Here is a 2510-nt window from a genome sequence, read left to right on the forward strand (position 1 = left end):
GGGCGGCAACAACCCCAAGGGGTTCCTCCAGGCCTACAACGTCCAGGCGGTGGTCGACACGGACTCGGGCATCGTGGTGGCGGTCGAGGCGACCAACCAGGCGGCGGATTCGCCGCACCTCCCGGCCATGGTGGGGGCGATCGAGCGGAACGTGAGCCGGCTCCCGAAGGAGCTCCTGGCCGACGCGGGGTACTACTCGGAGACGAACCTCGAGGTGCTCGAGCAAAAGGGCATCTCGGCGCTCATCCCGCCGGAGAAGGTGACCCACAGGCAGTGGCGCCACCCGGGTCCTTCGCCCAGAGGCCGCATCCCCAAGGGCATGAGCCGCCGCGACCGCATGCGCAGGAGGCTGGAGACCAAGGCGGGGCGCGCGGTCTACAAGCTCCGGCAGGAGACGATCGAGCCGGTCTTCGGGCAGGTCAAGGAGCAGCAGGGCTTCCGGCGCTTCCTCCTCCGGGGTCTCCGGGGAGCCCGGGCGGAGACGTTCCTCGTCTTCCTGACGTACAACCTGAGGAAGCTCTTCTTCACCTTCCGGGGAAGGAGGAAGAAACTGTGCCCAGCCGGAGCGGTGGCCTGAAGACGGCGCACGGAGCCGGGTCCGGGCTCTGTCGCTCGCCCAGTTACCCCTCACTCTTCGACCGGCTGCTCGGGATCGTGCAATCGTCTAACCTCTCCTACCACGCTGCACGATTCATTCACTCTTTCCAGGGCGTTACTCGCTCACGCTGCTAGGAGACGGTTGATGAGACGCGTACGGGACAGGCGACTTCCACTTTCCGGGCCCACGGTGGTTTTCGGACTACCGGGATGGCCGCTACTCATCGGCGCCTGCGCCTTTCTGACCGGCCGTAGTCTGGCCGTCGGCGACGGCCAAGGCTACATGCTCGGCCTACGCGCCTTCTCCGCCGCCGTCTGGCGGAGCGGCCACGTGCCGTTCTGGAACCCGCTGGTCTACGGCGGCTTCCCGCAGCTGGGCGCGCTCCAGGCGGGCGACCTCTACGCGCCGGGGCTCTTTCCCTTCCTACTTTTCCCGCCGGGCGCGGCCTACGACTGGGTCCTTTACCTCCACCTGGCCGGGACGGGGCTGCTGGCCTGGCTGCTGACGCGCGAGCTGGGCGCGGGACGGGCGGGGGCGCTGGCGGCCGGCCTCCTCTGGTCGGGTTCGGGCTGGCTCTGGGGGCAGGTCGGCCACCTGAACGTGATCACGACGGCGGCCTGGCTGCCCGGCATCCTCTGGGCGGGCGAGCGCCTCCTGCGCCGGCCGTCGGCGGGCCGGGCCGTCGTCCTGGCGCTCTTCGTGGCGCTGGCCTGGCTGGCTGGCCACCCGCAGACCTTCGTCTACGAGCTCCTGGCGCTCCTCCTCTACCTGCTGGCGAGGGCGGGGCGGGCCGGCTGGCGCGTGCAGCTCCGCCGCGGGGCGCTCCTCCTCCTGGCGGCCGGGCTGGTGCTGGGGTGGGGCGCGCCGCTCCTGGCGGCGGCGGAGGAAGCGCGGCTGCAGTCGGTCCGCGCCGCGGTAGGGTACGACTTCCTGGTCTACGGCAGCTATCCGCCCTACATGCTCCTGCGCGCGCTCTTCCCCGGCCTCTTCGGCGGCTGGCGGGCGCAGTGGCCGGCCTTCGCCACCGCCTACTGGGGCAGCTTCGACCCCAACGAGCTGGCCTTCGGTACGGGGATGGTGGGCGCCGCGCTGGCGGCGGCAGGCCTCCTCCTGCCTGGCGGGCGGCGCGGCGGCCGGGAGGCGCCAGGGCGGCTTCCCTGGCTCCTCCTGGGGCCGCCGGGGCGATCCTGGCGCTGGGCGGCTACGAGCCGCTCTACCGCTGGCTGGTGCGGCTGCCGGGGCTGGGCCTCTTCCGCGTCCCGGCGCGGTACATGATGCTGGTCGACCTCTCGCTGGCCATGCTGGGCGGCCTGGCCGTCGACCGGCTGGCCCGGGCCCCCGAGGGCGGCTCGCGGGGGGAGGGCCCGGGCGGCGCGCTCTGGCGCCGCGCCGGGGCCCTGGCGCTGGGCCTGGCGGCGCTCGGCTGGCTGGCGGCCTTCGCCGAGCGCGCCTGGATCGCCGCCGGCCGCGCGCTGCCCGGCGAGACGGCGGCGCTCGCCGGAGAGCGCCTGGCGCGGGCGCTGGCCACGCTCCGGCCCGGCAGCTTCCCGCTCCTCCTGCCCACGTTCCTGGCCGGGCTGGCCGCGGCGGCGCTCCTCCTGGGCGCGCGCCGCGGGGGACGGCGGGCGCGGGCGGTGGCGCTGGGCGCGGTGGTGCTGGCGGCGCTGGCGGGGGAGTATATGCAGGACCGCTTCCTCTGGTGGAGCCTCTACGCCGAGCCGAGGGAGCCGGCGCTGGTCCGGGAGGTGGCCGCGCGGCTGGGCGGGGGTGGCTCCTCCGCGGCGGGCGGCGGGTACCGCTGGTGGCTGGGCGGCGGCGCCACCGCCTGGGCGCCGACGCGGAACATGCTCTGGGGGCTTCCTTCGCCCAACGGGAACGACCCGCTGGCGCCCGCCGCCTTCGTCGAGGCGCT

General features: G+C 74.2%; 3 protein-coding genes. All 3 read left to right on the plus strand.

Annotated features, from left to right (window positions below; translation table 11 throughout):
• Positions 1-577: transposase (locus K6U79_11525; GenBank protein ID MCL6522983.1), on the plus strand; the 577-nt coding region annotated here is incomplete at its 5' end.
• Between the two features lie 210 nt (positions 578-787).
• Positions 788-1873 carry a hypothetical protein gene (locus K6U79_11530; GenBank protein MCL6522984.1) on the plus strand — a complete coding sequence of 362 codons (1086 nt, stop codon included), beginning with the start codon at positions 788-790 and terminating at the stop codon, positions 1871-1873.
• Positions 1825-2510, plus strand: a 686-nt coding sequence (locus K6U79_11535; protein ID MCL6522985.1) for a hypothetical protein, incomplete at its 3' end; no start/stop codon positions are given. The genes K6U79_11530 and K6U79_11535, both read left to right, overlap by 49 nt.

The organism is Bacillota bacterium, assembly GCA_023511835.1.
Classification (GTDB): Bacteria; Bacillota; Sulfobacillia; order JAIMAT01; family JAIMAT01; genus JAIMAT01.